The sequence below is a fragment of the Duganella caerulea genome, assembly GCF_040362985.1.
Taxonomy (GTDB): domain Bacteria; phylum Pseudomonadota; class Gammaproteobacteria; order Burkholderiales; family Burkholderiaceae_D; genus Rugamonas; species Rugamonas vulcania.
In genome coordinates, this window is the sequence record NZ_BPWJ01000003.1 from 618,846 (window position 1) to 641,188 (window position 22,343).

Annotated in this window: 12 protein-coding genes; 7 read left to right on the plus strand and 5 right to left on the minus strand. The window is 64.7% G+C overall.

Features of this window, described 5'->3' with window-relative positions; translation table 11 throughout:
- Nucleotides 1-2 precede the first annotated feature (2 nt).
- The 6 genes from ACUJB0_RS11940 to ACUJB0_RS11965 all read left to right on the plus strand — a co-directional run bounded on the left by ACUJB0_RS11940 (nt 3) and on the right by ACUJB0_RS11965 (nt 14,112).
- Entirely contained in the window at nt 3-1,145 is a 1,143-nt protein-coding gene (locus ACUJB0_RS11940; RefSeq protein WP_444845410.1) for a sugar ABC transporter permease, read from the plus strand.
- A 325-nt stretch (nt 1,146-1,470) separates the two neighbouring features.
- Complete coding sequence (locus tag ACUJB0_RS11945) at nt 1,471-4,425, plus strand: TonB-dependent receptor (RefSeq protein ID WP_444845411.1); 2,955 nt, start codon at nt 1,471-1,473, stop codon at nt 4,423-4,425.
- 21 nt (nt 4,426-4,446) lie between these two features.
- A complete protein-coding gene (locus ACUJB0_RS11950) occupies nt 4,447-6,093 on the plus strand; it encodes a GH35 family beta-galactosidase (protein WP_444845412.1) in 1,647 nt (548 codons plus the stop codon).
- Nucleotides 6,094-6,108: 15 nt separating this feature from the next.
- A complete protein-coding gene (locus tag ACUJB0_RS11955) occupies nt 6,109-8,985 on the plus strand; it encodes a glycoside hydrolase family 31 protein (RefSeq protein WP_444845413.1) in 2,877 nt (958 codons plus the stop codon).
- 1 nt (nt 8,986) lies between these two features.
- On the plus strand, nt 8,987-11,332 hold the full coding sequence (locus tag ACUJB0_RS11960) for a glycoside hydrolase family 95 protein (RefSeq protein WP_444845414.1): 2,346 nt from the start codon (nt 8,987-8,989) through the stop codon (nt 11,330-11,332).
- Nucleotides 11,329-14,112 (plus strand): glycoside hydrolase family 2 TIM barrel-domain containing protein, encoded by a 2,784-nt coding sequence (locus tag ACUJB0_RS11965; protein ID WP_444845415.1) that lies wholly within the window; start codon nt 11,329-11,331, stop codon nt 14,110-14,112. Before ACUJB0_RS11960 ends, ACUJB0_RS11965 begins: the two co-directional genes overlap by 4 nt.
- A 113-nt stretch (nt 14,113-14,225) precedes the next feature.
- Here ACUJB0_RS11965 and ACUJB0_RS11970 read toward each other — a convergent pair whose 3' ends face one another.
- Both ACUJB0_RS11970 and ACUJB0_RS11975 read right to left on the minus strand, forming a co-directional pair.
- A complete protein-coding gene (locus tag ACUJB0_RS11970) occupies nt 14,226-15,395 on the minus strand; it encodes a M23 family metallopeptidase (protein WP_444845416.1) in 1,170 nt (389 codons plus the stop codon).
- Nucleotides 15,396-15,454: 59 nt separating this feature from the next.
- Nucleotides 15,455-16,234, minus strand: coding sequence for an alpha/beta fold hydrolase (locus ACUJB0_RS11975; RefSeq protein WP_444845417.1), 780 nt, complete (start codon nt 16,232-16,234; stop codon nt 15,455-15,457).
- Between the two features lie 139 nt (nt 16,235-16,373).
- On the opposite strand from ACUJB0_RS11975, the gene ACUJB0_RS11980 reads away from it, so the two are divergent.
- Nucleotides 16,374-17,216 (plus strand): alpha/beta hydrolase, encoded by an 843-nt coding sequence (locus ACUJB0_RS11980; protein WP_444845418.1) that lies wholly within the window; start codon nt 16,374-16,376, stop codon nt 17,214-17,216.
- Here the strand turns inward: ACUJB0_RS11980 and ACUJB0_RS11985 are convergent.
- From ACUJB0_RS11985 to ACUJB0_RS11995, 3 genes are all read right to left on the minus strand, one after another.
- On the minus strand, nt 17,197-18,657 hold the full coding sequence (locus ACUJB0_RS11985; protein ID WP_444845419.1) for a DUF3422 family protein: 1,461 nt from the start codon (nt 18,655-18,657) through the stop codon (nt 17,197-17,199). The two genes, ACUJB0_RS11980 and ACUJB0_RS11985, sit on opposite strands and share 20 nt — an antisense overlap.
- A gap of 147 nt (nt 18,658-18,804) precedes the next feature.
- Nucleotides 18,805-20,100: an ABC transporter substrate-binding protein gene (locus ACUJB0_RS11990; RefSeq protein ID WP_444845420.1), complete on the minus strand. Its 1,296-nt coding sequence runs from the start codon at nt 20,098-20,100 to the stop codon at nt 18,805-18,807.
- Complete coding sequence (locus ACUJB0_RS11995) at nt 20,084-22,222, minus strand: TonB-dependent receptor plug domain-containing protein (RefSeq protein WP_444845421.1); 2,139 nt, start codon at nt 22,220-22,222, stop codon at nt 20,084-20,086. Before ACUJB0_RS11995 ends, ACUJB0_RS11990 begins: the two co-directional genes overlap by 17 nt.
- Between the last annotated feature and the right edge of the window lie 121 nt (nt 22,223-22,343).

Genomic DNA, 22,343 nt, shown 5'->3' on the forward strand with positions numbered 1-22,343 from the left:
CTATGCAAACCACCAAACTCAAACAGCTCTTCACCCAATACAAAATCCTCGCGCTGCTGATCGCCATCGCCATCATCTGGAGCTTCTTCAGCTGGAAGACGGAGGGCGGCTTCATCTCGGCGCGCAACCTCTCCAACCTGATGCGGCAGATGTCGGTGACCGGCGTGGTGGCCTGCGGCATGGCCTTCGTCATCATCTCCGGCGAGATCGACCTCTCGGTCGGCTCGCTGCTTGGCCTGTTGGGCGGGGTGGCCGCGGTGCTCGATGTGAACCGCCACATGCCGCTGCCCGTTACGGTGGCGGCGGTGCTGGCCTGCGGCCTGGCGCTTGGCCTGGTCAATGGCTACCTGACGGCCTACAAGGGCATCCCGTCCTTCATCGTGGGCCTGGGCGGCATGCTGGCGTATCGCGGCATCGTGCTGGGCGTGACGGACGGCGTGACGGTGGCTCCCGTGTCGGAAGCGTTGGTGCAGGTGGGGCAGGGCTATCTGTCGCCGGAGCTGGGCGTAACGCTGGGCGTGGCGCTGTTCGCGCTGGCCGCCGTGCTGACCTGGCGCCAGCGCCTGAACCTGGGCCGCCACGGCCTGCCGGTGCCGCCGATGTGGCGCGACGGCGTTCGCCTCATCGCTATCGGCGCGGTGCTGCTGGCCTTTGTGCGGACCCTGAACAGCTACGAGGGCATACCGCTGCCGGTACTGCTGTTGCTGGTGCTGCTGGGCGTCTTCAGCTACGTCGCCACGCAGACCGTGTTCGGCCGCCGCATCTACGCGGTGGGCAGCAATATGGAGGCCACCCGCCTGTCCGGCGTGAACGTGCAGGCGGTGAAGCTGTGGATCTTCGGGATCATGGGTCTGATGTGCGCCCTGGCGGGCCTGGTCAACACGGCGCGGCTGGCGGCGGGGTCGCCATCGGCCGGCACCTCGGGCGAGCTGGATGCCATCGCGGCCTGCTTCATCGGCGGCACCTCGATGCGCGGCGGGTCCGGCACCGTCTATGGCGCCTTGATCGGCGCGCTGGTGATGGCCAGCCTGGATAACGGCATGTCCATGCTGGACGTGGACACCTACTGGCAGATGATCGTCAAGGGCTGCATCCTGACGCTGGCCGTGTGGGTCGACGTGGCGACGCGCTCCAGCCGCCGCTGATGTCGTTTTTTGTGCACGGTCCGCGGCGGCGGCCCGTGCGCTTGCTCATTATCATTCCACGCCTTGGTGAATTTCGCAATTGCGGCTCGCTGTCGTAACTTGCAAAATGGTTTCATAAGTCGTATGACCTGGCACCCCGCCAGCAAGTCACCACGATAAAAAAACCAAGAGCGAGACACAAACCAATGAATCTCAAAATTCCGCGCTGCCCAGCGCCTGCGGGCCCGTTCGCCTGACGATTTCCCAAACCGGCACTACAACACTAAAACACAAATAGTAAATGGCCAAAGAGCCGTGACTTATTCGCACAACCTGGAGAGTGTAAATGAAACAGTTCAAAAAAACGGCGATCGCGCTGGGCCTGGCCCAGATGACGTCCATGGCGATGGCGCAGACCGCCCCCGCCACCGACAACAGCGCGACCGTGATCGTGACCGGCCAGCGCGCGGCGCTGCAGTCGGCCCAGAAGATCAAACAGAATTCCGATGAAATCGTCGACTCCATCGTCGCCGACGATATCGGCAAGCTGCCGGACCGCTCGGTGACGGAGGTATTGCAGCGCATCGTGGGCGTGACCATCGACCGCACCATGGCCAAGGGCGATCCGGAGCACTTCTCGGTCGAAGGCTCGGGCGTGTCGATCCGTGGCTTGAGCTATGTGCGCTCCGAGCTCAATGGCCGCGATTCGTTCTCCGCCAACGGCGGCCGTTCGCTGAACTTCGAAGACGTGCCGCCAGAGCTGATGGCCGGCGTCGACATCTACAAGAACCCATCGGCCGAGCAGGTCGAAGGCGCCGTCGGTGGCCTGGTGAACCTGCGCACCGCGATGCCGTTCGATTACAAGGGCTTCAAGGCCGCCATCTCGGCCGACCGCACCTGGTCGGAACTGAAGAAGGGCAAGACCTCACCATCGTATTCGGGCCTGGTGTCCAACCGCTGGAAAACCCCGGTCGGCGAAATCGGCGCCCTGCTGGACCTGGCGTACTCGGAAAGCGCGACCCGCACCGACGCCTTCCAGGTCGAGCCTTACTATCCGATGAAAGACGCCAACGGCAACCCGGTCTTCGCACCGAAGGGCGCGCAATGGCGCACGTTGCAGTTCGACCGCAAGCGCGAAGGCGCCTACGGCGCGCTGCAATGGAAGAAGGACGACTGGTCCAGCTCCCTGACCATGTTCAAATCGAAGTACGAGATGAAGTGGGACGAGCAGGCGATCTTCGCGCAATCGAGCCCGTACAATATCCGCCTGTCCCCGGATTCGACCTTTAACTCGCGCGGCGCGCTGCTGACCGGCACCCTGACCGATTCCTCCGGCGCCGGCATCAACTTCGGCGACGACACCCGCGCCGCCAACCGCAAGTCCGACACCACCGACCTGTCGTGGAACCTGCGCTGGCGTCACGACAGCTGGACCGTCACCACCGACCTGCAGCACATCAAGGCCAAGACCAACAGCTTCGATTCGACCGTGGCGACCGGCGTCCAGATGCCGAAGGAGCAGGTTGACCTGAGCGGCAACGTGCCAAAGCTGATCTTCAGCGACGCGGACCGCGCCTACCTGGCGAATCCGAACAACTACTACTGGGCGTTCACGATGGAACACCTGGACCGCGCCAAGGCCGATGAAACCGCGTGGAAGACGGACGTCAAGTACGACTTCGATCATCCGGTGCTGCGCGACGTGCGCTTCGGTGTGCGCCTGACGGACCGTTCGGCGACGACGATCAAATCCAACCCGGACTACAACTGGGCCGCCATCACCCAGCCATGGCAGGGCGAGATTTCGCACCTGGCCTACCTGGGCGACCCTCGCTTCGCCGGCAATACTAACCTGCATAGCTTCGATAACTTCTTCAACGGCGGCGTGTCCGTGCCGTCGGTGGTGTTCCCGAACGCCTCGCTGGCGCAGGGCTATCCAAGTTCCTACGCCCAGCTGCACACCTATCACGACATCCTGTGCGCGGAAAAGGGAAATACCTGCTCGCCATGGACCCCGGCCAGCTTTGGCACGAGCCCTGTCGGCACCAACGACCAGACGGAAAAAACCAAGGCGCTGTACGGCCAGTTGCGCTTCGGCTGGGATAACCTGAAATATCCTGTGGACGGCAACGTCGGCCTGCGTTATGTGCAAACCGATTCGACCGCGCACGGTTACACCGTGTTCACTTCGACCGCGCCGACCGGCGCCACCCAAGGCGTCCCGATTCCGGTCATCGCGCCGTTCTCGAAGGCGCAGGATTTCGACAACAGCTACCACAACTTCCTGCCTAGCCTGAACCTGCGCCTGAAGGCCTCCGACACGCTGCAGTTCCGCTTTGCCGCCGCGGCAGCGCTGTCCCGTCCTGATTTCGACAAGCTGCAGGCTTACACCACGCTGTCGCAGACGGCCGACACGGTGACTGCCAATGGCGTCACCACCGTCCGCAGCGTGGACCAGAGCGGTACGGGGTCGGGCAATCCAAACCTGCGTCCAACCACCTCCAAGCAGGTCGACCTGACGATGGAATGGTACTTCGCGCCTACCGGTTCGTTCACTGCTGCAGTGTTCAACAAACAGCTGAAAGACATCGTCGTCAACCAGATGTACACCTATCAGTTGACCGACGTGAACGGCAAGCCGCAGAACTTCAACGTGACTGGCCCGATCAACGGCGCCAAAGGCCATGCACGCGGTATCGAGCTGGCCTTCCAGCAGTACTTCGACAAGCTGCCTGGCGCGTGGTCGGGGTTCGGCATGCAAGCCAACTTCACCTTCGTCGACAGCAAGCGCGATCTGTATAACCCGGTGTTCTCGAAATACTGCACCGGTGGCGACAACGCCAGCAACGTCAACCTGAACCTGAACGGCTGCGATACCAACGGCACCACCTTCGGCAACCTGCCGCTGGAGAACCTGTCGCGCCAGTCGTACAATCTGGCGCTGCTGTATGACAAAGGCCCAGTGTCGGGACGCCTGGCTTACAACTGGCGTTCCAAGTCGCTGCAGGGTGTGAACGTCAACGGCACCAAGGGCGGCGATGCCACGGATACCAATCCGGCCAGCCCTGGATTCGGCCAGACCAATGTGGCGTGGGCGCTGCCTACCTGGGCGGATTCGTACGGCCAGCTGGATGCGTCGGTGTTCTACAAATTCAGCGACAAGGTGCAACTCGGCCTGGAAGCGCAGAATCTGACCGATTCGACCTTCAAGCAGCTGATGCAGCAAAATATCGGGATGATGGGGCGCGCATGGTTCAAGACCGGCCGTCGCGTGGTCGCGAAACTGAGCTACGACTTCTAAACTACGAAAGGCTTTAAACAGATGAAGCATACCGCCCGCCAGTTTGTCTCCGTTTTGACTTTCGCGGCCCTTGCCGCAGCTGGCGCGGCGGCTGCCGATCTGCCGCAGCTTGTGAAGAAGGACGGCCGCCACGCCCTGATGGTCGATGGCGCGCCGTTTGTGATGTTCGGCGCACAGGTGCACAACTCCAGCAATTATCCGCTGGCGCTGAGCAAAGTATGGCCGGCCATCAAGGACATGAACGCCAACACCGTCGAGATTCCCGTGGCATGGGAGCAGATCGAACCGGTCGAAGGCAAATTCGATTTCAGTTATGTCGACACCTTGCTGGCGCAGGCGCGCGAGCACAAGGTGCGCCTGGTGCTGCTGTGGTTCGGCACCTGGAAGAACACCGGCCCGCAGTACACGCCGGAGTGGGTCAAGTTTAATAACAAGCGCTTCCCGCGCATGGTGGACAAGGACGGTAAAACCGTTTACTGCCTGTCGCCGAACAGCGAGGAAACGATGAAGGCCGACAGGAAGGCCTTTGTCGCGCTGATGGAACACATCAAGAAAGCCGATTCTGCGCAGCGCACCGTCATCATGATGCAGGTCGAGAACGAGGTCGGCACCTACGGTTTCGCGCGCGACTTCGCGCCCAAGGCACAGGCGGCGTTCGAGCAGAACGTGCCGCAGGCCGTGCTGGATCATAAAAAATCGCCGGTGGCGCTGGCCGCCAGCGGCACCTGGAAGCAGGTCTATGGCGATTACGCCGACGAGTACTTCCACGCCTATTCCATCGCCAGCTACATCGAGGAAATCGCCAAGGCAGGCCGCGCGGTCTACAACCTGCCGATGTACGTCAACAATGCTCTGCGCGATCCGCTGGAGTCGCCGGTAATGCCGTGGAAGGGCAACTTTGCCAGCGGCGGGCCGACCTTCGACGTGATCGATATCTACAAGGCCGCCGCACCGCATATCGACATCGCCGCGCCGGACATCTACGCGCCGGAGTCGAACAAATTCCACGCCACGCTGGACCGTTTCCAGCGTCCCGACAACGCGCTGATGCTGCCGGAGATGAGCAACGCCTCGCAGTACGTGCGCTATGCCTACCTGGTGCTGGGCCGCGGCTCGCTGGCATTCTCGCCGTTCGGTATCGACTACGCGGACTACAGCAACTTCCCGCTCGGCTCCAAGGCGACCGACAAGACCATGGTGGCGCCGTTCGGAAAAATCTACGCCGCCTTCCGGCCGATGGAGCGCCAGTGGGCCAAGTGGGCATTCGAGGGCCGCACCTACGGCGTGGCCGAGGGCGACGACCGCAAGCCGCAAACCGTGGCGATGAAAAACTGGAACGCCACCGTCAGCTTCCGCATGTGGCAGTTCGGCGACGCCGACTGGCTGGCCAAGATCAAGGACCTGCCGGCGGATACCGAGCAGCCCAACGGCGGCGCGTCGATCGCGCAGATCGGCGACAATGAATTTATCGTGGTGGGCCAGCATGCGCGCGTGAGCTTCGACAGCGCGGATGGCAAGCCGTCCATGCTGGCGCGCGTGGAAGAGGGACATTTCGACCCTTCCGGCAAATGGATCATGGAGCGCAACTGGAACGGCGACCAGACAGATTACGGCTTGAACCTGACCGGCAATCCGGTGGTTCTCAAGGTCAAACTGGGTACATACTGAAAATACGGAGATTAGATGCGATTCAAATCGATAGTGCCAGCGGCGTCCTGTCTGGCGGTGATGGTGTCGGGCCACGCGCTGGCCGGCACGTTTGAGAAGACCGCCACCGGCGTCGTGGTCAAGCCTGATACGGGTGCGGCGAAAGAAGTGCGCCTTGAGGTCATGGCCGACAATATCATCCACGTGGTGAAGCTGGACCAATCGGGCAAGGATCTCACGCCATCGCTGATGACGGTGGCCGTTCCTGTTAGCGGTACCTTCAGCGTTGCGGCATCGGGCAAGGACAAGGTCACGCTGAAAGCGAAGAAGATCTCGGTGGCGGTATCGCTGGCGACGGGGAAGGTCCAGTTCTTCAACGCGGCCGGCAAGGCGTTCCTGAGCCAGGCCTCGGAGAGCATGACGCCGGTCGATATCGGCGGCAAGCCGTTCATGGAAGTCAAGGAAGGCTTCAACCACGGCACCAAGGACGCCTACTACGGCCTGGGCCAGCACCAGAACGCGCAGATGAATTTGAACGGCGAAGACGTGCTGCTCATGCAGCACAATATGGCGATCGCCGTGCCGTTCGTGGTCTCGGACAAGAACTACGGCGTTTTATGGGATAACAATTCGATCTCCCGCTTCGGCGACGCCAAGCCGTATGGCCCGATGGTGCGCGACCTGAAGGTGGTCGACGACGAAGGCAAGGCCGGCGGCCTGACCGCGCGCTACTACATCGGCGGCAAGCTGGTACTGACACGCCACGAGAAGGACATCGCCTACCAGTACCTGAAGGACGTGGCCGAGAACTGGCCGAAGGAATTGGGCGAGCTGAAAACACTGAAGGACGTGAAGGTGGTGTGGGATGCGACGCTGAGCTCCGACAAGCCGGGCGTGCACAAGATGCAGCTGTATTCGTCGGACTATGCGACGCTGTCGGTGGACGGCAAACAGGTGATGGACGTGTGGCGCCAGGGCTGGAACCCGTGGTATCACAACTTCGAGGTGAAGTTCGAGGCCGGCAAGCCGGTCAAGCTGCACCTGGAGTGGAAGCCGTCCGGTGGGATGGTCGCGATCACGCACAACGATCCGCTGCCCGAGCCGGAGCGCCACTCGCTGACCTTCTCGTCGGAAGTCGCGCAGAGCATCAACTACTACGTCGTCAGCGGCGACAGCATGGACAAGGTCATCGCCGGCTATCGCCACCTGACCGGCCAGGCGCCGATGATGCCGAAGTGGGCCTACGGCTTCTGGCAATCGCGCCAGCGCTACGAAACGCAGGAGCAGCTGCTCGGCGTGCTGCGCGAGTACCGCAAGCAGGGCTGGCCGGTCGACAACATGGTGCAGGACTGGTTCTACTGGCCGCAGGACCAGTGGGGTTCGCACGATTTCGACAAGACGCGCTTCCCCGATCCGAAAGGGATGCTGGACGAGGCCCACAAGGCGCACGCGCGCGTGATGATTTCGATCTGGGGCAAGTTCTACGCGAACACCGACAACTACAAGGAGCTGGCGGCCAAGGGCCACATGTGGACCAAGAACGTCGAGAACGGCGCGCTGGACTGGGTGGGCCCGGGCTACAAGAACAGCCACTACGATCCGTACACCAAGGAAGCGCGCGACATCTACTATCGCCAGATGAAGCCGAAGCTGATCGACCTGGGCTTCGACGCCTGGTGGATGGATAACACCGAGGCGGACGTGCTGTCCAATTCCCGTCCGGAGGATTTCAAGAAGCTGATCGGCCCGACCGTGTATGGCGCGGGCGAGATCACGTTCAATCCGTATAGCCTCGTGCATACCGAGGGCTTCTATCAGGGCCTGAAGCGCGACCAGCCGGACAAGCGCCAGTTCATCCTGTCGCGCTCCGGCTTCGCGGGCATTCAGCGCAACGCCACCGCCGTGTGGAGCGGTGATACGGCCAGCCGTTGGAACAACCTGTACGACCAGATCTCGGCAGGTGTCAGCATTTCGATGTCGGGCATTCCGAACTGGACGCATGATATTGGCGGCTATGCGCAGGAGGATCGTTACCAGGTCGGCGAAGTCGGTTCGGCGCAGGAGAACCGTGCCACCGGCGCGGCCGTGGGCAAGCCGGAAGACATGAAGGAATGGCGCGAGCTGAATCTGCGCTGGTTCCAGTTCGGCGCGTTCTCGCCGCTGTTCCGTTCCCACGGCGAGGTGGTGAAGCGTGAGATCCACGAGATCGCGCCGGAAGGCTCGCCGATGCGCGACTCGATGGTCTGGTACGACAAGCTGCGTTATCGCATGATGCCTTACATTTACTCGGCCGCCGCCGATATCCATTACGAGTCCGGCTCTATCATGCGCGGCCTGGTGATGGATTTCCCGAACGACGAGGCGGTCAAGGATATCAAGGACCAGTACCTGTTCGGCCATAACCTGATGGTGGCTCCGGTGTATGTGTACGGCGCGCGCGAACGCAGCGTGTACATGCCGAAGGGCGCAAGCTGGTACGACTTCTACACCGGCGAAGTGCACAAGGGTGGCGGCACGGCGACGATCAAGGCGCCCGAGACCCGCATGCCTCTGCTGGTGAAGGCCGGCTCGATCCTGCCGATGGGTCCTGTGACGCAGTATGTGGATGAGAAGCCGGATGCGCCGATCACCCTCAACATCTACACCGGCGCCGACGGCAAGTTCAGTCTCTACGAGGACGATGGCGTGAGCAACGCCTACCTGCGCGGAGAGTTCAGCCGCATCCCGCTGAGCTACAACGACAAGACCGGCGTTGTGACGATCGGCGAGCGTGTCGGCCAGTACAAGGGCATGGTGGCCAAGCGCCAGTTCAAGCTGCGCTTCATCAAGGCTGGCGTATCGAGCTCGGATGATTTCGATGCTGCCGACAAGGTGGTCGCTTATGAGGGCAAGTCGATCACGATCAGGAAATAAGATGTTTCGACACGTGATGGTGGCGGCGGGATTGCTCGCCGCGCAGCTGTGCTACGCAGCGGAGGTCCGCGACCTCGCGCTGCGCTACGACCGGCCGGCGCCCGACACGGCGCAAGGCTGGGAGCAGGAGGCGCTGCCGATCGGGAATGGCCGCATCGGCGCGATGATCTTCGGCCAGCTGGCGCGGGAGCGCATCCAGTTCAACGACATCACGCTGTGGACCGGCGACGACAAGGTAATGGGCTCTTACCAGCCCTTCGGTGATGTCTATATCAACCTGCCGGGACACGAGCAGGCCACCACGGGCTACGCGCGGCAGCTGGATATCGACAAGAGCCTGCACAGCGTCAGCTACACGCACGGCGGCGTCAAATTCAAGCGCGAGGCCTTCGCCAGCTTTCCGGCGCAGGTGATCGCGATGCGCCTGAGCGCCGACAAGCGCGGGCAGTACACCGGTTCGATAGAACTGACCGACATGCACGACGCGCAGATCAACGTGGTGGGCAATCGCATTGTCGCCACGGGGTCGCTGCGCGGCAAAGGCGATGCCTCCAGCAACGCGATGGACTACGCCAGCGAGCTGCAGGTGTTGAACGAGGGCGGGGCGATCGCTGTCGATGGCAACCGGATCACGTTCACCGGCTGCGATGCGGTGACCTTGATACTGGGCGCCGGCACCAGCTACGTCCTCGATCCAGCCAAAAAATTCCAGGGTGAGCATCCGCTGCCGCGCGTGACGGCGCAGGTGAGTGCGGCCGCGCGTCCATGGGCGTCGCTGCTGGCCGAGCACCAGAAGGATTTCGATGCGCAGTTCAAGCGCGTGAGCGTGGACTTCGGCGCCGCCGCACCGGCACGCCGCGCGCTGCCGACCGACCAGCGCATCGCCACCTACACGGCGGAGGGTGGCGATCCCGGACTGGAGGCGCAGTTCTTCCAGTTCGGCCGCTACCTGCTGATCTCCAGCTCGCGCGATTCGCTGCCGGCCAATCTCCAGGGCCTGTGGAACAACAGCCTTACGCCGCCGTGGAAGTCGGACTATCACACCAACATCAACATCCAGATGAACTACTGGCCGGCGGAACCGGCCAACCTGTCGCAGAACGCGTTACCGTTCTTCGCGCTGGTGCAGGGCGTGGCGCCCGTGTATCGCCAGCTGGTCGCCGACACGGCGGCGCAGGCGCTTGCGCATCCTGAGTCCGTGCAGATGGCGAAGCCTGACCTGAGCGGCCAGGCCGTTCAGCGCGAGGAAACCTTCATCGGCAACGCCGGCAAGCCGGTGCGCGGTTGGACCGTGCGTACCGAGTCGAATCCCTTCGGTGCGATGGGCTATGTGTGGAACAAGACCGGCAACGCGTGGTATGCCCAGCACTTCTGGGAACACTACGCCTACACGCAGGACAAGACCTTCCTGCGCAACGTCGCTTATCCGATGATGAAGGAGGCGGTGCACTTCTGGCAGGACTACTTGAAGCAGCTGCCGGACGGGCGCCTGGTCGCGCCGTTGGGCTGGTCGCCGGAGCACGGGCCGATCGAGGACGGCGTGACCTACGACCAGGAGATCATCTGGGACCTGTTCAACAATACCGTGGAAGCGGCGGATGTGCTGGGCGATGACCAGGCCTTCCGCGCGCAGGTCGCCGCCATGCGCGACAAGCTGGCCGCGCCGCGCGTGGGCAGCTGGGGCCAGCTGCTGGAGTGGATGGAGGAGAAAAAGGATCCGGTGCTCGACACGCCGGGCGATACGCATCGCCATGTGTCGCACCTGTTCGGGCTTTACCCCGGCCGCCAGATATCGCCGACGCAAACGCCGGAGCTGGCGGCCGCCGCGCGCAAGTCGCTGGAAGGGCGCGGCGATGCCGGCACCGGCTGGTCGATGGCGTGGAAGACGGCTTACTGGGCACGGCTGCTGGACGGCGACCATGCCTACAAGATGCTGCGCGGGCAGCTGGCCAAGCCTGGCGCGCGCGCGGCGCAGCAGAGCGGCAAGGGCAGCGAGGGTAACAACGCTGGCGGCACTTACCCGAACATGCTGGACGCGCATCCGCCGTTCCAGATCGATGGCAACTTCGGCGCCGTCGCGGCGATCTGCGAGATGCTGGTGCAGTCGCAGACCGGCGAAATCCATCTGCTGCCTGCGTTGCCGTCCGCCTGGCCGACCGGCTCGGTCAAGGGCCTGCGCGCACGCGGCGGCTACGAGGTGGATGTGGCCTGGGCCAACGGCAAGCTGACATCGGCCACGATACGCCGCACCGCGGGTTCAGGCGCCGGTAAGGTGCGCTACGGCGGTAAGGTCATTCCGTTCAACCTGAAGGCCGGCGAGAGCAAGCGCCTGGGAGCGCAGCTGTGACGGGCGGCCTGCTGCGCGGCCTGTTGTGCTGCCTGCTGCTGGCGCTGTGCAGGTTGTGCATGGCGGATGCCACGCAGGTCCAGTACCTGAGCGGCACGGACAAGGACCATCGCGTCGACTGGCAATTCATGGTCAACGGCGGACGTAATAGCGGGACCTGGAAAACCATTCCCGTGCCGTCGAATTGGGAGATGGAAGGCTTCGGCACTTACCGTTATTTCAGCGACTCGCAGAACGACCCGGCGCCGGACAAGACCGGCATCTACCGCTACACCTTCAAGGTGCCGGCCAACTGGCAGGGCAAGCGGATCGACATCGTCTTCGGCGGCGCCATGACGGATACGCTGGTGAAGATCAACGGCCAGCCGGCTGGGCCGGTGCATCAGGGCGGGTTTTATGAGTTCCGCTACGACATTTCGTCGCTGCTGAAGCCTGGTGCGGACAACCAGCTGGAGGTGACGGTCGACCGCTACTCCGCCGATGCGTCAGTCAACCGCGCCGAGCGCGCCGGGGACTTCTGGATGTTCAGCGGCATCTACCGGCCGGTGTGGCTGGAGGCCAAGCCAACGCACAACATCGAACGTGTGAGCCTGGACGCGAAACACAACGGCGACTTCGACGCGGATGTATTCATCGATGGCGGCCAGGCCGGCAAGGTGGTCGCGCGCGTGTTCACGCTGGACGGCAAGCCGCTGGGCGCGGACATGAGCGCCACCGTGGCGGATGGGAAGGCGCATGTGCGCGGGCATCTCGACAAGATTTCGCCATGGTCGGCGGAGTCGCCGCAGCGGTACCGGGTACGCTTCCAGCTGTTCGATGGCGGGCGTGTGATCCACGAGACCAGCAAGGTAATAGGCTTCCGCACGGTCGAACTGCGCAAGCGCAATGGCCTGTATGTCAATGGCGTGAAGGTGCGTCTGAAGGGATCGAACCGCCATTCGATCTGGCCGACTTCCGGCCGCACCACCAGCAAGGAACTCAGCTACCTGGATGCGAAGCTGATGAAGGACATGAACATGAACGCCGTGCGCATGTCGCACTATCCGCCGGACGCGCACTTCCTCGACGTGGCGGACGAACTTGGCCTGTATGTGATCGACGAGCTGACCGGCTGGCAGAAGGCCTACGATACCGGCGTCGCCACGCCGCTGGTGAAGGAGCTGGTGCAACGCGACCAGCACCATCCGTCGATCACCCTCTGGGCCAACGGCAACGAGGGCGGCTTCAATCTGGAGCTGGACCGGCTGTATCCGATGTGGGACGTGCAGCAGCGGCCTGTGATCCATCCGTGGGCGAATTTCGGCGGAATCGATACCGCGCACTATCCCAGCTACGATTGCTGCGCGACGTCGCTGTTCCATGGGCGCGACGTGTTCATGCCGACCGAGTTCCTGCACGGCCTGTACGACGGCGGCGCCGGTGCAAGCCTGGACGACTGGTGGAAGGCGATGCTGGCCAATCCGCTCAGCGCGGGCGGATTTATCTGGTCCTTCGTCGACGAGGGCATCGTCCGCGACGACAAGGGCGGCATGGTTGATGTCGCGGGCAACCTGGCGCCGGATGGCATCCTCGGGCCGTATCGCGAGAAGGAAGGCAGCTACTACGCGATCAAGAAGATCTGGTCTCCGGTGTATTTGCCGCTGGGCGAATTGTCCTCGCTGGCGCCGACGTTCGACGGCGGCATCGTCATGGAGAACCGCTACGACTTCAGCAACCTGAATCGGCTCAAACTAAGCTGGAAGCTGGTGAAGTTCGGCGCGGGCGTTGGCCACACAGTTGTCGCGCAGGGCGGCGCCAAGGCGCCGGATGTCGCGGCCGGCATGCGTGGCGTGACCCGCATCGCCTTGCCGCAGGATTGGGCGCAGCAGGATGCGCTGTACTTCACCGCGACGGATGCGGAAGGGCGCGAAATCTACACGTGGTCGTGGATGATCTCCGGCGCGGAAAAGGTCGCGTCGCGCATGCAGCCGGAACGCCCGGCGGGCGGCGCGGCCAGGCTGACGGAACGCGCGGACAGCTTCCTGCTGCAGGCAGGGACGGTGAGCGCCACGATCGACAAGGCGACCGGCTATCTGCGTGAACTGAAGAAGGGCGATGTTGTGGCGCCGCTGTCGAACGGCCCACGGCTGGTGGCCGGCAGCGCGACGTTCAAATCCATACAGGCGGCCGTCGAAGGCGGCGACGCGGTGGTGCGGGCCGAATATGCCGGGAATCTGCACAGGATTAACTGGCGCTTGAGCGCGGCGGGCACGCTGAGTGTCAACTACGCGTATTCGGTCGAAGCCGGGAAGCAGGTCGATGCGCTGGGCGTCAGTTTCGATTATCCCGAAAAGCAGGTGCGCTCGGTGCGCTGGCTGGGCAAGGGGCCTTACCGCGTATGGAAGAACCGCCGGCAGGGTGTGGAGTTCGATGTATGGAACAAGGACTATAACGACACCGTTTCCGGCCTGTCGTGGAACTACCCGGAGTTCAAGGGCTTCCACGACCAGGTCTACTGGGCGCGGTTGGCGACGGCCAATGTGCCGCTCACCTTCATCAACCACGCCGACGATATCGCGCTGCGCCTGTTCACGCCGCGCGAGGCAAGTGGCGAAGGGGCCGAGCCGAAGGCCACGCATGTGGACTTCCCGCCGGGCGATATCTCGTTCCTGAACGCGATACTGCCCATCGGGACCAAGTTCCATGCGCCGGGAGAGATGGGACCTTCCGGCCAGCGCGCACGTGCGCCTAACCTTGGTATCTGGCTGGAGAACACCATCGATATCGTGGTGGGCGATTAACCGGCGGTGGCCAGCCATGCCCGATAACGCCTGGTTGAGATCAAGCAAAAGATGTGGGCGAACAATGAGTGTCCGCACAGCGCCGGCCGGTCGTCGGCGTAACGGACGGTAGCCTAGAAGCCGACTATGTCGCCGTCCAGCGGCATACGGTGGTGCAGCCGGGGCGCTTGCGGCGTGAGCTTGATCGTCGATGCTTTGTTCAGCGCCTCGCTTTCGCTGGCGTGGCCTGCGGGCGTGTAGCTGTCGAATACAAAGGGCAGCCCTTGCGAGTCCGCGAAGCTGGCTTTGTCCGATACGTGGAAGTGCAGGTGCGGCGCGCCTGCGCCGCCCGTCAGTCCCAGGCGAGCCAGCGCCGCGCCGCGCTTGACGTGCTGGCCCGGCTTGACCCCAATACTGCCCTGGCGCAGATGGGCGTAGTGGATGAAGATGCCCGGTGACGTCTCCAGCACGATGAAATTGCCATACAGGGTGCGGGCGGTCAGTTCCGCCGGTTCTTCCTGCGGCGACAGGGGTTTGCGGTCGGCGACGCCGTCCCGCATGTCGCGCACCACGCCGTCGGCCACGGCCAGCACCTCGCTGTTCCAGCCGGTCCAGTCTTCGACGCGGCTTTCCGCCAGCTTGTCCACCGGCGTACGGACGGCGTGACCTTCTGCGTCCAGTCCGAAGAAGTCGATGGCGTAGCGTTGCGGGATGGTCAGACGGCCATTCTGCGCGATCACGCTGCCCCAGTGGTGCGATTGCGCGTGGCCCGGGCCCTCATCTGTCAGCCATAATCCGCCGCGCAGCGGCGCACCCAATGTGACCGGCGGCCTGGCGTCGACCGGCACGGGGATGTCGGCGGCGGTTTGCACCTCGCCCTTGGCGGTCTTGAAGGCCAGCTTGTGGCGCAGCGTGAGGGGAGGTTGGCGGTCCGCCGGCAGTGGCGCGGCGATCAGCAGCAGCGCATGTGCGCCGCCGGCGATGGTGAGGCTGTTGTCGGCTTCCAGCTCCTTGTTGGGCCGCAGCAGGCCAGCCAGCGCGGGGCCGCTGAAGGTGGCCAGCGGGGAGGAATCGGCGTCGGCGTAGACGGCCGCCTCGATCAGTTTCAGCGTGCCGGTATCGGCGTAGTAATTGCCTATGTCCAGTTCATAGTACAGGCGGCGCACGCCGTCGCCACCGGCCACCATTTGCGGCGGGTGCAGCGCGTGGGCTTCAACCGGCGCTTGCGAGGGGGCGGCGTGCGCGATGGCGAACACGGTCGCCAGCATGGCGGCTCGGCACAGCGGTAGGAAAGGAGGGCGCATGGCGTGGCTTTTCCGGCAGGTGGCGAAGCGCCGACAGTGCCACACCTGCGCGGCGCCTGTCAATCGGCGGTGACTTCGGCGTCCGCCAGGAAGTTGACGATGGCCGGGTTGACCACGGCGCCGTGAGTGATGGGCGCCATGTGGGCGCCGCGCGTTTGCAGCACGGTGGCGTCGGGCAGGGCGGCGCCTAGTGCCTCGACCAACAAACGCGTAGAGGCCGGGCTGTGCGCGCCCGACATCACGAGCGACGGCATCGTCAGGGCCGACAGGTCGTCCATGGTGGCCGCTTCGTCCAGCAGCGCCTGGAAGTCCAGGCGCACCTTGGCGATCATGCCGGTCATCTTGTCCTGCGCCGCAGGCGGAGCGGCGTCGAAGGCGCCTGCGCGGTTCCAGTAGTCGATGAAGATGCGGGTGGCGTCGCGGTCCTGCCGCGGGCCGCAGGCGTTGATGCGCTCCACCACGCCGACGATTTCGGCGCGCGCCGGGTGCTGCGCCGGCAGCAGGTGGAAGGCCACCGGCTCGAACAGTGTGAGCGACAGCACGCGTTCCGGCATGCGGCGCGCCATGTGCAGCGCCGAGGCGCCGCCGAAGGAATGGCCGATCAGGTGGAAGGCTTCGCCCGGCTCCAGGCGCGAGGCGATGGCGGCGTTGACGGCGTCGACTTCGTGCGCCAGCGTGTGGACGTAGCCGGCGTCGACGTCGGCCGGAAAGGGCGAGGCGCCGTAGCCAAGAAGGTCGACGGCGATGCAGCGGAAGCCGTCTTCAAGTTGCGACATCAGGTCGGCCCACTGGGCCTTGGAACTCATGGAGCTATGCAGCAGTACAACAGCAGGTTTCATTTTTGGCATGCTTGAAAAACGGAGCGCGTATTATACCGGCACTTGTGTAAACGGCCATGTGGCGCCATCTGTGGCCTATACCACGCACGTGGCGATTTTTCATTACCGTGCCAGCATGGAACGAAGGTAGAGTAGAGGCATGAAACATTCAAAAAAAGTGGCTGGATTGGCTGGGCTCGCCAGCGTGTTGTGGATGGGGCTGACCGCGGCGGTCGCCGCCAACCAGAAGCGGCTACTGTTCAATCCGCTTGGCAGCAAGCGCGAGGTGCTCAAGCCCTATAGCAGCGGCCACCGCACGCGGCCGATCGTGGTGCGCTCCAAGGACGGCACGCGGCTGTCCGGCTGGCTGATGACGCCGCCGGTGGCGGGGCCGCATCCGGGCGTGATTTATTTCGGCGGGCGGTCGGAGGAGGTGTCCTGGGTGGCGCGCGACGCCGGCAAGCTGTTTCCCGGCATGGCGGTGCTGGCGGTGAATTATCGGGGCTACGGCGATTCGCACGGCGATCCGGCCGAGGAGCATTTCGTCGACGACGGCCGCATGTTGTACGACTGGCTCAGCGAGCGCCATCACGTCGATCCGAAGCGTATCGCGGTGGTCGGGCGCAGCCTGGGTTCCGGCGTGGCGGTGCAGGTGGCGATGGAGCGCGACGCCAATTCCATCGTGCTGATCACGCCCTACGATTCCATCCTGGCCCTGGCCCAGCGCAAGTTCAAGGCGATCCCGGTGGAGTATGTGCTGCGGCATAAATTCGAGTCGGTCAAGTACGCGCACCACCTGAAGGCGCCGACCTATGTGCTGCGCGCGGCGTTTGACGACGTGGTGCCGCATTCGCACACCGACCTGCTGGTCGAGAAGCTGGGCCAGCTGCATGCGGACGAAATCGTGCCCGATTCCGACCACATGAACATCCCCTACCTGGAGGCGACGCAGCTGCGCATCGCCAGCTTCCTGGCCAGCCGCTTCAACCAGCCGCAATCCTGACCGGCTTCTCGGTCAGCTGCTTGTGCAGCCGGCGCAAGCCCATCCACACGCCGATGAACACCAGCGGCGCGGCCAGGCCGGTGAGGATGTCGGGATTGACCGGTATGTTGCTGGCCTTGAGCGCCTTGCCCGCGTAGCCGATCAGGCCCAGCGTGTAGTACGAGATCGCCACCGCCGACAAACCCTCCACCGCCTGTTGCAGGCGCAGCTGCTGGGCCGCGCGCGCGTCCAGCGATTGCAGGATCTTGCGGTTCTGCCGCTCCTGCTCGATGCCCACCCGCGTGCGCAGCAGGTCGTTGCTGCGGGCGATACGCTTGGCCAGCGTTTCCTGCCGCTGCGAGACCGAGGTGCAGGTGTGCATGGCCGGCGCCAGGCGGCGGCCCATGAACTCGGCCAGCGTCGGCATGCCGGCGATGCGCACCTCGCGCAGCTCCTGGATGCGCGCCTGCACCAGGCTGAAGTAGGCTTGCGCCGCCGCGAAGCGGTAGCTGTTGTTGACCGACAGTTTTTCCAGCCGCGCGGCCAGGCTGGTGATACGGTGCAGCAGCGCCTGTTCTTCGCGCGCCTCGTTGGCCACGCCCTCGGGCAGGTCGCCCTGCACCAGCGTGGCGGTCAGGTCGGCCAGCTCGTTCTCGATGCCGTTCAGCAGCGGCTGGCTGGCTTCCGCCTGCGGCAGGCCCAGCAGGGCCATCATGCGGTAGGTTTCGATTTCCAGCAGGCGGCCGACCAGGCGGCCGGCCTGGAATTCGCGCAGGCTCAGGTCGCGCACCACGAAGCGGCTGAAGCCGTCCGGCTGGATCAGGAAGTCGGTCCACACCTCGGCCCCGCTGCCGACGCTGCTGCCGACCAGCGATTTGCCCTGGAACAGTTCACGGATGGCATCGGTCGCGCCGGCGTCGTCCGGCTGGCCCTGGCACAGCAGCACATGGGCCGCCACGATGATCTTGCCGTGCAATCCGGCCAGCCACTCCTGCGGCACATGCCGCAGCGGCATGCGTTCAAACGCTGGGGTCAAGTCTGACATTCGGACACGAGCGCTGCCGTTGTCGTCGCTACTGCTGACCTCGTGTCCGAATGCCAGACTTGACCCCAATGGGTGTGAACCAGGGTCGTTGCGCTCGACGAAGGTGTAGGTGGCGAATTCGGTGTGGCATTCCCATTTCAGGCGGAAACGGTCGAAGTCGTGGAAGAAGTAGCGCGCTTGTGGAGCGGGCGCGGCCACACCGTAGTGCAGGCACAGCTGCTCCAGGATCTGGTGCTGGGTGCTGCGGTGATATTTTTGCGACGGCTGGTCTTGCTGCACGTAGAGCGCGAAATGGGTCAGGCTTTCCGGCGCTTGCAGCTGCAGGAAGGGCCGTGAGTGGATTTCCGCCGACAGCGGCACCCGCATCGGATGGTTTAACTTGGCGAAATCGGCATTGGCGCGGTAAGCGAGAGACATGACCTTCCCCGGATTGGACTGCGATTGGACTTGCAATATACGCACGTTGTTGCAGTGCAGTATAACCAGCCGGCCGCAACGGCACAACCGCGATGTTACCGGGAAAATATGTGCCGGCGATCATTTTTTGATCGCCACCGATGCCGTTCAGCGCGGCAGGCCGATGATCAGCTGCTGGCTGGCGTCCCAGCTGCGGGCCGCCGTGTCGAGCCGGAACACGGTGAACGGCACTTGGCCGACGATGTCGCCGGCGCCGTCCCAGTCGATGTCGGCATAGGCGCCGGCGTAGTCGACGTCCTTGCCGGCCTTGACCATTGCCAGCGCGGCGCCGATGGTTTCCGGCCGCACCTTTTCGCCCGGCGCGTTCATCACGAAGCGCAGGCTGTCGCGCACCATCAGGCCGGTGGGGCTCTTGCTGTTGTTGACCAGGCCGGCACGCTCGATGGCCAGCGCCATCACCATCGCGATGTCGTAGGTGGGCGCGGTGAAGTCCTGCGGCTCGCTGCCGTACTGGGCCACGTAGCCGGTGCGGAAGCTCTGGTAGGAACTGTTGCCGTAGGCGCCGATGGTGGCGGCCGCGCCGCGCGCGCCGCCAATCAGCTTGCCCGGATCGGCCAGGTTGTCGAGGAAGGTCTGGTTGCCGGCGGCGGTGCCGGGCAGCAGCCACATGGCGCCGCTCTGGAACGGCAGCGATTCGTTGAGCACGTTGGCCGAGATGTCGGCCGCCAGGATGCCGTTCAGGATCACGTCCGGCTTGGCGTCGTAGACTTGCTTCAGGTAGCTGGCGAAGCCGTTCTTCAGGCCGAAGGGAATGGTGACCGTGGCCACCACCTGGCCGCCCAGCTTCTGGAAGGCCGGCGTGAACAGGCTGGCCAGGCCGGCGCCGAAGGCGTCGCCGGCGTTGATCAGCACCACGGCGCGGCGCTTGCCCGCTTCCCACGCGACCTTGGCCAGCACCGGCGTGGCGTCGACGTCGGAGACGCCGATGCGGTAAACCAGGTCGTTGTCGGCCACCGTGGTCAGCGCCGGCGAGGAGCTCGATTCGGTCAGGATGGGCACGCCCTTGGCCAGCGCCTGAGGCAGCAGGTTGAGCACGCGCGTGGAGGTGGAGACGTTGAGCGCGATGACACCGGCGTCCAGCAGCTGCTGGCCCATGTCCTGCGCCTCGGCGTTGTCGCGCGCGACCAGCGCGATGGCGTTCAGACGCTTGCCCAGCACGCCGCCGGCGTCGTTGATCTGCCTGGCCGCCAGCAGGAAGGCGTCGCGGGTCGAGGTGCGCCAGCCCACCGAGGCGATGTTGATGGCGTTCGGGTCGATCATGGCCTTGATCGGATTGGCCGGCAGCGGCGTGGTGGCGTCGCCGTTGCCGCCGCCGCCACCGCCGCACGACGCCAGCAGGGACAACGCGGCGGCGGCCAGCAGGCGGCTAGTAGCGGTATTCATATTGCACTCCATAGCGGCGGCCCAGCGATGGATAGTCGATGCCGCCGACGCCGGGATCGACATACTGGCTGTTCCACAGGTCGCGCACCTGCACGCGCAGGCTGGCGCGGGCGCTTAGGCTCCAGCGCGCGCTCAGCGTGGTGTCGACGTAGCTGGCCAGGTGGTAGGCCTGGTTGGCCAGCAGCACGTTGGCGGTGGCGGCCGGGCGCGGGCCGACGTAGCGGTTGTCCAGGCTGAGCAGCAGTTTCTGTCCCATCAGGCTGGCGCTGGCGCCGGCGTTGGCGCTGTTGGTGGGGAACAGTTCGCCGTCGCTGCGCTGGGCCAGCGGCGCCAGCGTGTAGCGGTTGAGGCTGCGGCTGCCGTTGGCGCGGCTCAGGTTGGCGTAGGCGTTAAACCAGTCCTGCTGGTAGCGCAGCTCCAGTTCCACGCCGTTGACCTTGCTGTCGCTGGTGTTGCGCGCCACCAGGTTGAAGAAGGCCTGCTCCAGCGTGACCAGCTCGCTGACCTTGGTGTGGTAGACCGTCAGCGCGCCGTTCCAGTGCGGGCGCGGCGGCGTGCTCAGTTGCAGTTCCACGGTGCGCGATTTCTGCGGCGCCAGCTCGGGGTTGCCCTTGATGTCGCCCGGCTGCACGGCGGTGCGGTACAGCAGTTCGGCCGACGGCGCCTGGAAGGCTGTGCCGCTCAGCACCTTCAGGCCCCAGTCGCCGGGCAGCGTGCCGACCACGCCGGCGCGCAGCGATTCCTGCGTGCCGTAGACCGAGTGCCGGTCCTGGCGGCCGCCGAGGATGGCCTGCCACTTGCCGTACAGCGGGAACTGCCATTGCGCGTACAGGCCGGTGTTGCGCAGCGTTTTCTCGCCGGGCTGGCTGAGCTGGAAATCGCTGCCGTCGACCAGGCTGTGGCGGCGGAACGATTCCAGCGTCTCGCGGTCGCGCAGCGCGTCGGCGCCCAGCAGCAGGCTGGTCTGCTCGCTGGGTTGCCACAGCCATTCGACGCTGCCGTCGACCGCCTTGTAGCCGAAGTCGCGCAGCAGGTAATAGTCGGCGGCGCCGGTGCGCAGGCGGTCGCCGCTGCCCGGCTCGCCCTGGCCGTAGTTGAGGCTGGCGCGCAGCGTGTGTTGTTCGTTGAAGCGGTGGTTGGCGCCCAGGTGGACGAAGCCCTGTTCCAGCACCACGTGGCTGGGCGGGCGCAGCAGGGGATTGAGGCTGGCGAAGACGTTGTCGCTGTCCTGCCGCTGCCAGAAGGCGCTGGCCTGCACTTCGTCGCTGGCGCCGCGCCAGCCGCCGCGCAGGTACAGGCTGCGCGGATCGGCGTCGTCGACGGGGGCCGGGCTGAGGGCGGCGTAACGCTTGTAGTCGGGCGAGATGCGCGGCAGCGCCAGGCCGGCGCGGTCGGCCTTGGCCGCCTGCACGCCCCAGGCCAGCCAGTAGGGCGACGGCGCGCCCTCGGCCGCTGTGCCGAACTGGGCGCTGCCGCTGGCGGCCAGCAGGTCGGCGCTGCGGCCGCCGCCGGACCATTCATGGCCCAGCGCCAGGCGCTGCTCGGTGCCGTCGCGCCGGGTGATGACGTTGACCGCGCCCAGCAGCGCGTCGGCGCCGTACAGCACCGACACCGGCCCACGCACGATCTCGATGCGCTCGACCATGTTCATCGGGATGAACTCCAGCCCGGTCAGCTGCTGCTGGGTGCTGCGGAAGGCGATCGGCTGGCCGTCCAGCAGGATCTTGATGGCGCGGCTGGCCGACTGCGCGCCGGCGTTGATGCCGCGCACGCCGAAGTTGTGGTTGAGGCGGTCGTCGCTCTCGACAAAGCCGGCCACATGGGACAGCGCCTCGGCCAGCGTCTGGTAGCCGTAGCGGGCGATGTCGTCGGCCGTCACCAGCGTGACCACGGCGGGCGTGGCGTGCAGCGGGGTGGCGGTCTTGGTGGCGGTGAGCACCTTGACGTTGCGTAGCTGGTCAAGGCTGAGGTCGAACAATGTGTCGTCGCCACCCTCGGCGGCGGCAGTGGCGAGGGGCAGCAACAGCAGCGCCGCCGCGCAGGCGGACGGCAGCCACGCCCGGGGCCAGCGCGCCGGCCCGGCCTGGGCCTGGATGCTGCGAAGCTCTGTACTCTCGATCAAGAGTGTTCCCCTTTGTCGCGCGATTTAACAAAGTATTCACCAATTTCCGAACGATCACAAGCTGCAAGCCGGTCGGGGTCGGTGCGCGTTGTGTTTCAAGAACAAGTCGTTGCCGCCGACT

Excerpts from the sequence above, each read along its gene's own strand:
- ACUJB0_RS11950 (WP_444845412.1), top strand. The coding sequence starts at position 4,447 with ATGAAGCATACCGCCCGCCAGTTTGTCTCCGTTTTGACTTTCGCGGCC.
- ACUJB0_RS11945 (WP_444845411.1), top strand. The coding sequence starts at position 1,471 with ATGAAACAGTTCAAAAAAACGGCGATCGCGCTGGGCCTGGCCCAGATG.
- ACUJB0_RS11960 (WP_444845414.1), top strand. The coding sequence starts at position 8,987 with ATGTTTCGACACGTGATGGTGGCGGCGGGATTGCTCGCCGCGCAGCTG.
- ACUJB0_RS11970 (WP_444845416.1), bottom strand. The coding sequence starts at position 15,395 with ATGCGCCCTCCTTTCCTACCGCTGTGCCGAGCCGCCATGCTGGCGACC.
- ACUJB0_RS11940 (WP_444845410.1), top strand. The coding sequence starts at position 3 with ATGCAAACCACCAAACTCAAACAGCTCTTCACCCAATACAAAATCCTC.
- ACUJB0_RS11955 (WP_444845413.1), top strand. The coding sequence starts at position 6,109 with ATGCGATTCAAATCGATAGTGCCAGCGGCGTCCTGTCTGGCGGTGATG.
- ACUJB0_RS11980 (WP_444845418.1), top strand. The coding sequence starts at position 16,374 with ATGAAACATTCAAAAAAAGTGGCTGGATTGGCTGGGCTCGCCAGCGTG.
- ACUJB0_RS11990 (WP_444845420.1), bottom strand. The coding sequence starts at position 20,100 with ATGAATACCGCTACTAGCCGCCTGCTGGCCGCCGCCGCGTTGTCCCTG.
- ACUJB0_RS11985 (WP_444845419.1), bottom strand. The coding sequence starts at position 18,657 with ATGTCTCTCGCTTACCGCGCCAATGCCGATTTCGCCAAGTTAAACCAT.
- ACUJB0_RS11975 (WP_444845417.1), bottom strand. The coding sequence starts at position 16,234 with ATGAAACCTGCTGTTGTACTGCTGCATAGCTCCATGAGTTCCAAGGCC.